The organism is Methanonatronarchaeum thermophilum, from assembly GCF_002153915.1.
Taxonomy (GTDB): domain Archaea; phylum Halobacteriota; class Methanonatronarchaeia; order Methanonatronarchaeales; family Methanonatronarchaeaceae; genus Methanonatronarchaeum; species Methanonatronarchaeum thermophilum.
Genome location: NZ_MRZU01000002.1, coordinates 209260 through 218171 on the forward strand (window position 1 = coordinate 209260; position 8912 = coordinate 218171).

5 protein-coding genes are annotated in these 8912 nt (G+C 37.1%); 3 read left to right on the top strand and 2 right to left on the bottom strand.

From position 1 onward, the window contains the following. Window positions 1-334: 334 nt before the first annotated feature. Window positions 335-1384, top strand: a complete 1050-nt coding sequence (locus AMET1_RS01085) for a PAS domain-containing sensor histidine kinase (protein ID WP_086636637.1) — start codon at window positions 335-337, stop codon at window positions 1382-1384. A 37-nt stretch (window positions 1385-1421) separates the two neighbouring features. Here AMET1_RS01085 and coaBC read toward each other — a convergent pair whose 3' ends face one another. Next, window positions 1422-2630 carry a bifunctional phosphopantothenoylcysteine decarboxylase/phosphopantothenate--cysteine ligase CoaBC gene (coaBC, locus tag AMET1_RS01090; RefSeq protein ID WP_086636638.1) on the bottom strand — a complete coding sequence of 403 codons (1209 nt, stop codon included), beginning with the start codon at window positions 2628-2630 and terminating at the stop codon, window positions 1422-1424. 72 nt (window positions 2631-2702) lie between these two features. Beyond that, window positions 2703-6716, bottom strand: coding sequence for a PAS domain S-box protein (locus AMET1_RS01095; RefSeq protein ID WP_086636639.1), 4014 nt, complete (start codon window positions 6714-6716; stop codon window positions 2703-2705). Window positions 6717-7077: 361 nt separating this feature from the next. Here AMET1_RS01095 and pylSc point away from each other — a divergent pair, with 361 nt between their 5' ends. Beyond that, entirely contained in the window at window positions 7078-7896 is an 819-nt protein-coding gene (pylSc, locus tag AMET1_RS01100; protein WP_143406791.1) for a pyrrolysine--tRNA(Pyl) ligase large subunit, read from the top strand. Next, the coding region (gene pylB, locus AMET1_RS01105) for a methylornithine synthase PylB (RefSeq protein ID WP_086636641.1) at window positions 7883-8912 on the top strand (1030 nt) is incomplete at its 3' end. The genes pylSc and pylB, both read left to right, overlap by 14 nt.

Sequence of the window (8912 nt, forward strand, 5' to 3'; positions counted from 1 at the left end):
AACCAAACCAAACCAAACCAAACCAAACCAAACCAAACCAAACCAAACCAAACCAAACCAAACCAAACCAAACCAAACCAAACCAAACCAAACCAAACCAAACCAAACCAAACCAAACCAAACCAAACCAAACCAAACCAAACCAAACCAAACCAAACCAAACCAAACCAAACCAAACCAAACCAAACCAAACCAAACCAAACCAAACCGAAAACAAAAAACATAGACAAACAAAAAAATCGATATCAAATATCAATTAAACAAAACACCAATAAATGATGGACAATATAGAGATATGATATAAAAGAGAAAGGTAAAAGAGATAGGTGTGTAGATGCATTTCAAAAAAGAATACATAGACCAGGGAGATTTAAACCGGCTATCCAGCATGGTCGTAGACAGTGTAAATGACCATATAGCAGTTGTAGATCGAGAAGGCTATATAGTAGGGGTAAACCAGTCTTGGATTGATTTTGGCCGTGAAAACGGTCTCAAACACCCTAAATGTGCTGTTGGTAATAACTATATAGAGATAGCTGAAGACGTTAATGAAAACCATATAGAAGGTAGGTTGGTTAGCGAAGAGATAAAGCGTGTTCTAAATGGAGATAAAACAACTGATAAAATTGAGTATCCCTGCCATAGCCCTGAAACCAAAAGATGGTTCATATGTGAAGTAACAGGTATCGAATTAAATCAACGGTATGCAGTTGTCAAGCATATCGATATAACTAAACGTAAAAAAGCAGAAGAATGGGCCGAGTTCATAAGGTCTACAATGAACCACGACCTTAAAAACAAAATCCAGTTGATGGAGGGATACATAGAACTATTAAATGAAAAAATCGATAGCGACCAGAAAAACATGAAAAACTACATCAATAAAGCTATCAACTCGATAGATGATACAAAAAGACTGATACAGAAAATACAGAGCATCGAGAAGATTAAAAAAGAACAAACCGTTCCAACAGAACTCCAAAATGTAATAACAAACTCAATAAACGATTATAAACAAGAGATTCAAGAAAACGACATAAAAATAAAAACAGATGTAAATAATTGTACAGTCATGGCCGGCTCAATGCTTCAAGAAGTCTTTAAAAACTTGATAATGAACTCTATACAACACGCAGACTGCAGTAAAATAGAGATAACCTCAACCACCAACAAAGATATATGCAGTATAACCTACCAAGACGACGGAAAAGGAATCCCAGAAAACAACAGACAACATGTATTTGAAAAAGGATTCAGCAGTAAAGGCGGAACCGGTCTAGGCCTACACCTTGTTGAAAAAATAATAAACCACTATAACGGAGATATTGAATTAAAAGACAGTGAAAAAGGAGTTAAGTTCCTAATAACTCTTAAAAAAACATGAAGATAAGGATAACATAAACCGGGGATAAAGGTTTTTTTTATTTTTGTTTGTTTAGTTGGTCGAATATTTCGTTCGCTACTCTTTGTTTACCGCCTTTTATGTGTTTTTTGGTGTTTTTTGTTATTATGTGTGCGTCTATGTTCTGGCTACCCATCGTTTTAACTGGGTTTCCAACTATCAGGTCTAAATTCATTTCTATTAGTTTTTTGTTTGCGGATTTAAGGCTTTCTTCTATTGTTGGCTCCAGTTTGAATCCAACAACCTTTAGTTCTGGGTTTTTGTTAGCTGCTTTCCTTATTATCTTTTCTGATGGCTTTAGTTCTATTTTTTTCGGAGTTCCGGACTGTATTTTTCCATCCACTTTTTTCGGTATGAAGTCTGAGATGGCGGCAGATGAAATAAATATATCATAATCATCTTTGAGGGAGTTCATGACTTCTGTTTCCATCTCCTTTATACTTTCAACATGCTTTGTCTCCACTCCAACTGGCTTTTCAACATAGGACCTACCTAATATCAGTTTTGTTTCCGCTCCACGTAGGTAGGCAGCTCTAGCTATCTCAACCCCCATCCTACCGGAGCTTCTGTTTGTAAGTATCCTAACGTCGTCTATAGGTTCGGCTGTTGCACCTCCAGTAACCAATACTTTTTTATCTTTTAGGTCGTTTGGCCCTAATAAATGTCTTGTTTCAACGACAACTTCGTGTATAGATGCCATTTTTGCTTTGTCTTCCTCGATTTTAGGTCCAACAAAATGCAGTTTTTTTTCCTTGAGCTGTTTGATGTTTTCTTTCACGAAAGGCTGTCTATACATCGATAGGTCCATAGCTGGAACTATGACTGTTGGTATGTTTCTTGATAAAGCTGTTGTGGCGTAGGTTGTGACTGTTGTGTCATCTATTCCGCCAGCGATTTTGCCTAATGTGTTTGCGGTTGCAGGTGCGATAAGGAATAGGTCTGCATTGCATTGTCCACATAGGTCTCTCACGTGTTCGACCTTTCCGGTGAGTTCGGTTACTACAGATCTGCCTGTGGCGTATTCAAGTGCGTTTTTATGTATTATGTTTTGTGCTGAATCTGTTAATATTGCTTGAACACTGGCTCCATGTCTAATTAATTCACGTGATAGTTTAACTGAGAGTATGGCTGCTATACTGCCTGTAACACCTAAAACAATCTTCTTTCCCTTCAAACTCTCGGTTTTTCCTTCTTGGATTTCGTGGGTAGGATGTCCTTCGAAAGACAAAAAATCATCACTCCAGGCTTAAACAACTTAGTTAAGTTGGTTGTTTAATTATTTAAAATAAACTACTCTAATTTATTTATTTGGTTGTTGTGTTTTTGGTTTCTGTAGCTCTATTTTGATTTTTGCCCCGCCTTTTTCTGATTGTTCAGCAGATATCTCACCGTTGTATCGGTTTGTTATTGTTTTAGCGAAATATAGGCCGAGACCTGAACCGGCGTTTTCTCCTTTTTTAAAGCCTTTGTTGAATATTTTTTTGGTTTGTCTTGGTAATCCTTGTCCATCATCCTCTATAACTATCTGACATTTGTTTTTGTCTTCGATTGTTTTTATCAGTATCACGTTGCATTCCGCATGTCGAATGGAGTTTTCTATTATGTTTGAGAACAACTCGTTTAGTAGTGTGCCGCCAAGAACTTTCTGACAACCTTTTTTGTGAATGATATTTATATTTTTTTGTTGTGCATGTGGTTCTTCTTTTTCGATAACTTTTTTTATTGTTTTGTTTATGTCGATTTCTTGTATCTCCGTCTTTTCTTCTAGTTTCTGCATTATTTTTATCTTCTCTATGATGTCCAAACTGTCTCTAACTGCTTGGTTTGATTTTTTTAAGTAGTTTTCCGTTTGTTCTGGGAGTTTTTGTTCTGTTATTAGGTCGTGGTATCCCTGTATCAACTGGATTTTGTTTTTAACGTCGTGCCTTAGTAGTGTATGTAAGAACTCACGTCTTTCCTCTGACTTTTTCCGAGAGGTAATATCTTTGTAGATATTTATATAGCCAATTGTGGTGTCGTCTGTTTCTATTTTGCTACTGGATATCTCTACGTGTATCTTGTCGCTTTTGGTGTTTTTGTCAGTTTTTATTTTTGTTTCCTCGGTCCACTCTCCATGTTTTTTAACTTTCTCTAGGATTTTTTGTTTTGTTTGTTTTGTTTTTGTATCGCTAGATATCTCTGTCTGTTTTTTACCTACAACTTCATCAAGGGTGTATCCGAATAACTTGGTCCAGGCTGGGTTTACGTGTGTATACCTACCGCTGGAGTTTATTATAGATATTGCGTTTTTTGATGCTTGTATGGCTTTATCTTTGGTTTTAAGGTCTTTTTCGATTTTTTTACGCTCAGTTATATCTCTTAGTACACCAACGACTCCACGAACTTTATCTTTTTCTTTCAATGGATAATATCTAATGTCGAAGTGGCGTTCGGGGTTTTTACCTCTCTTCATGGTGTATTTAACGGTTTCACCATTTAGTGCGTCATTAATATTTTTGTTTATTGTTTCCAGTTCACTGCCACTGTATATATCTTTTAATTTTTTTCCAACCAGTTTTTTGGAGTTATCGATCCCAAAGAACTGTTGGTATTTTTTGTTGGCGAAAATAAATTCTTTATTTACGTCAACTGCGGCCATTAAATCTGTGGAGCCTTCGATAGCTCGTTTATATTCTTTTAAACGTTCTTCAAGTTTTTTTCGTTCTGTTATGTCTTGAACAGTTCCAAATGCGGATACCGGTTCACCGTCAACCCTGGTTATGCTGGCTTTTTGATGGACCCATTTAACTTCACCATCGACAACTATTCGATGCTCCACATCATAATCACCGGTTTGAACAGCTTTTTTCCAAGCATTGTCCACGTAATCTTGGTCTTCAGGGTGGACAGTTTTTAAGAAATCCCTGTACTCTAAATCTTTTTCAAACTCGGTTCCGAAGATACGGTGGGTTTCTTCAGACCAATCTAATTTTCCCGTTGATATATCTAACTCCCAACTTCCTACTTTAGCGATCTCTTGTGACTTCTTCAACTGTTTTTCATTTTTTTCGACAGTTTTTTGAGCCTTTTTTATCTCAGTTATATCTCTGAAGAAAGCAATTATCGCCGGCATTCCATCAACAGATATTTTTTTCAAAGAGACGCGTACAGGGTAGGTTTCTCCATCTTTACGTTTATGTCTCGATTCGATAGACTTGGATTCTCCTGAACCGACCTCCTTCCAAAAAACATTTAATGGAAGTTCTTTGTAGGCCAATGGATCGATATCCGGTATCTCCATACCGATTAATTCTTTTTTTGTGTATCCAAGTAAGTTTGAAGCCATCTGGTTTGCTAAAATTATCTTTCCATTAAGGTCGTGAACTATGATGCCGTCTGGAGCGTTTTCAACAAAACTTCTAAATTTCTCTTCAACCTGCTTGCGTTCGGTTATGTCTCTAATGTTGCATTGAACTACCTTTTTTTCACCAACTATGTATGTATTGCTTACAAATTCAACATAAACTGTATTACTGTTTTTTGTTTCTAAGGGAAGGTCTTCATACCGGATATAACCCTCATCGACAAGTTTCTGGAAACGTTTTTTGTTTTCATCTATATCTTGTTCCCGACCTATCTCCCATAGTTTTTTACCAACAAGCTCCTGTTTGTTGTAATTTAAAAGCTCTTGTATGTAGGGATTCGCATCATTTATCTCACCTGAACTTGAATCCAAAATCAACATACCATCTTGAGCCGTTTCAAAAAGCCTACGATATCTCTCTTCACTCTTCTTTAAATTCTTTTTAGCAATCTTTTTCTCTAAAATAGAGCCAATACGATTGGTGAACTCATCTAATACCTGAATCTCTTCATCGATAAAAACATGATTGCCAGATGGAAGTTCATCAATATAACCTACCTTGACATAACCCTCTTTTTCACCAAAAACAGAAATACTATAGTTTAGACAATAATCGGATTGTTCATAACCTGTTGATTTATATTCCATGTCTCTATAGACTATTTTAGCTATGGCTTTGTCTGGGTATTTCAGTGCAGGAGGTAGTAGTTTGACAGATTTTTCAAGCAAACTACTGATAGAACTAGTTTTATCCTCCAACTTAGATAGTTTATAAAGTAAATTAAGTTCTTTAACCCGTTCTTTAAGTTTTTTCTGAGTTCTCTTCCTTTTACTGATATCTCGAGCTACACTTAAAACGGCTTCACTATCCTGGTATGTAATCAAACTATTACTTACCTCTACCGGTATCCACTCACCATCTTTAGTCCGATGTTTTGTTTCAAAAACATCAAAGCCAACGTCAAATATCTGCCCTATCTTCTCTTTAACCTCAGATTTAGACAAAACACCGTCTAAATCACTTGGACCCATATCTAACAGTTCATCACGGCTGTAACCTAACTTTACAGCGGCTGTTTCATTCACCTCAATGAACCTGCCTGAAGAATCTATTATCCAGACCGATTCGTTCATCGCATCCAAAATAGATCTATATTCCTCGGTTGTTTTCTCCAGTTTTTCCATAGCATTCTTAAGTTTAGTTATCTCTTGAGTTGCCTCAACAACCCCAATGACCTCTCCTTGATCGTTATGCACTGGGTTACCGGAAACCAACCAATGCCTACCGTCTGGAGATTTTACCTCACCTTTATGCGTATCCCCGGTCTCCAATGCTTTAGTCACAGGACAGTCAGAACATGGAGTATCACGGTCATGCCATATTTCAAAACATTTCTTTCCTTCAAGCTCACTTGGTTTTTTACCTACAGAGTCACCAGCAGCTTTGTTAACCCAAAGTATATCTAAACTAGGATTTAAATAAGCTATTAAATCTGTTGTGCTCTCTAAAATCAATTTTTTCTCTCTTTCAGACTTCTTCAACTCTTTTTCAGTCGTATATGACCTATACTCCTGTTTAACTGCTCTAGCTAAAACATCATACTGGGATTTAGGAGCACCACCCTTCTGAAGATATCGATTAGCACCCAAATTAAGTGCTTTCATAGCAACCTCTTCACGACCCCGACCTGTAAACATAATAAAAGGAATATCCATCGACATCCTATTACGGATACAATCAAGAAAATCCAAGCCATCCATCCCAGGCATCTGATAATCACTAACAACAACATCAAAACTATATTCCTCTAATAAATCTACGCCATCCTCAGCTGAAGGAGCAGTCTCAACAACCAACGAACTACCATCTCCCTCCAAAAAGTTTTTAGCTAAATCAAGAAATCCAGGCTCATCATCTACCAACAAAACCCTGATAAAACTATCCTGAGAACCATCATAACGTGAAACCATAACCACCAACTACTAATTAAACTCTAAAAACAATTAAAACATCAACCGTAATATAATATAGGTTTACACCAACCTTAAACAAAACACAATTAAAAAGAGAAATAAAAAACTTAATATATCATAATATGGTCTATAAACTCGGTTATAGGGTTATATAAGTGATTGAATATTTTTTTTGTTTTGTTTTTTTTGTAGTGTGTTTAGGGTTTGTAGGTTTTTTGTTTTGTTTTTTTGTAAGTAAAAACTAAATGTATTTGGGGTTAATGTTTGTTGTTGTGGGGGGCTGGTCGGGGTGACCACGGAGGCCCTAGATTTTGGGGATACCTCCCTTAGCCGGGTTCAACTCCCGGGTCCCTCGTGTATGGAGTTCACCGTCACTCAGAAACAACGGCTGCAGGAACTCGGGTTTGAAGGGGTTTTTCCAAGTGATTTTGAGGATGTTGATGAACGTAATCGTTTTTTTGAAGAATTGGTTGGTAGGCTTAGGGATAGAAATAGGAAGCGTTTTGAAAGGTTAGTTGGTAATAAAATTCCTTTTTGGCGTAAAGTTTCCAGTGACCTGAGGAATCGTTTTTATGAACTTGGGTTTGTTGAGGTGCGTACGCCGGAGATAATTTCTTATTCATTGTTGGAGAAGATGGAGATCAGCGATGACTTGAGGGAGCAGGTATATTGGCTTGAAGAGGATAATCGTTGTTTAAGACCTATGTTGGCTCCAAACCTCTATAACGAGCTTAGGCATTTTAACAGGATATCCAATCAAAGCAAGGTACGTATTTTCGAGATTGGAACTTGTTTTCGTCGGGAGAAAAGTAGTTCTGAACACTTAAATGAATTCACTATGTTGAACGCTGTTGAGATGGGTGATATCGGTGATACTGAAGAGAGACTGGACAGATTGATCGAAGAGGTTTTTGGTGAGTTCACTGACTATAAAAAAGTTGGTGAAGAATCCAGTTTGTATGGTAAAACCGTTGATGTATTGGTCGATGGGGTTGAAGTTGCTTCCTGTATAGCAGGTCCACACCCCCTAGATAGTAATTGGTCTATCGACCAACCTTGGGTTGGAATCGGTTTAGGTGTGGAACGGCTTGCAATGCTCTTGGATGATGGTTCAACAGCTAAGGCATATGGTAATAGCTATATCTATCAGGACGGGGTTAGGCTTGACATCAAATAGATATGTTGAAGAAATAGAGTTTGAAACGGCTTTTAACAATACTTTAAACAAACAATACAACACTGAAGACCTAATAAGGTTGTTAAATCCACAGAACAATGACGAAAAACAGCTTTTGTTCCAAAAAGCCCGTGAAATAAGAGATAAGAACTTTAAGAACGGTATATATCTCTATGGATTTGTCTATTTTTCAACAAACTGCCGAAACAACTGTAGGTTTTGTTATTACCGCTGCGACAACAAACATCCTGAGAGGTATAGGAAAACAAGAAATGAAATAATAAAAATCTCCAATAAATATGTCGAAGAAGGAGTACACCTACTCGACCTAACCTCAGGAGAAGACCCATACTACCACGACAACTTCAATAGATACACAGAACTACTGCAAGAGATCAACAAACTCGATACACCCATAATGATAAGTCCAGGCGTACTAACACAAAAACAACTCAAAGAAGCTAAGGAAGCAGGAGCAGATTGGTATGCATTATACCAAGAAACACACAGCAAACCACTCTACAAAAAACTAAGACCCAATCAACCATACCAAAAAAGATACAACGCAAGAAAAAACGCAAATAAAAACGGCTTCCTAACCGAAGATGGAATGTTGTTAGGAATAGGTGAAAACCTAGACGATATAGCAAAAACAATCAAAAAAATGTCAAAACAACCAACAAACCAAGTCAGATGCATGAAATACGTTAAACAAAAAGGAATTCCAATACCACATCAAAAAACACCAACCGAATACAGCACAGTGATAGCAGTTCTAAGACTCACAAACCCACAAAAATTAATCCCAGCATCACTAGATATAAACGGTTTAAAAGGAATAGAAAAACCACTAGAAGCCGGAGCAAACGTAGTCACATCACTTGTGATTTCAGATCTAGGGCTAAAAGGAGTTGCACAACACGAATACGGCATCGACAGTGGAGAAAGATCACCAAAACAAGTAAAAAAATACCTCAAACAAAAAGGCTACAAAATAAACAACAAAAACAACCTAA

What these genes read in the sequence shown, in the direction of transcription:
- AMET1_RS01085 (WP_086636637.1), top strand. Translation starts at nt 335, where the DNA reads ATGCATTTCAAAAAAGAATACATAGACCAGGGAGATTTAAACCGGCTA.
- AMET1_RS01095 (WP_086636639.1), bottom strand. Translation starts at nt 6,716, where the DNA reads ATGGTTTCACGTTATGATGGTTCTCAGGATAGTTTTATCAGGGTTTTG.
- pylSc (WP_143406791.1), top strand. Translation starts at nt 7,078, where the DNA reads ATGGAGTTCACCGTCACTCAGAAACAACGGCTGCAGGAACTCGGGTTT.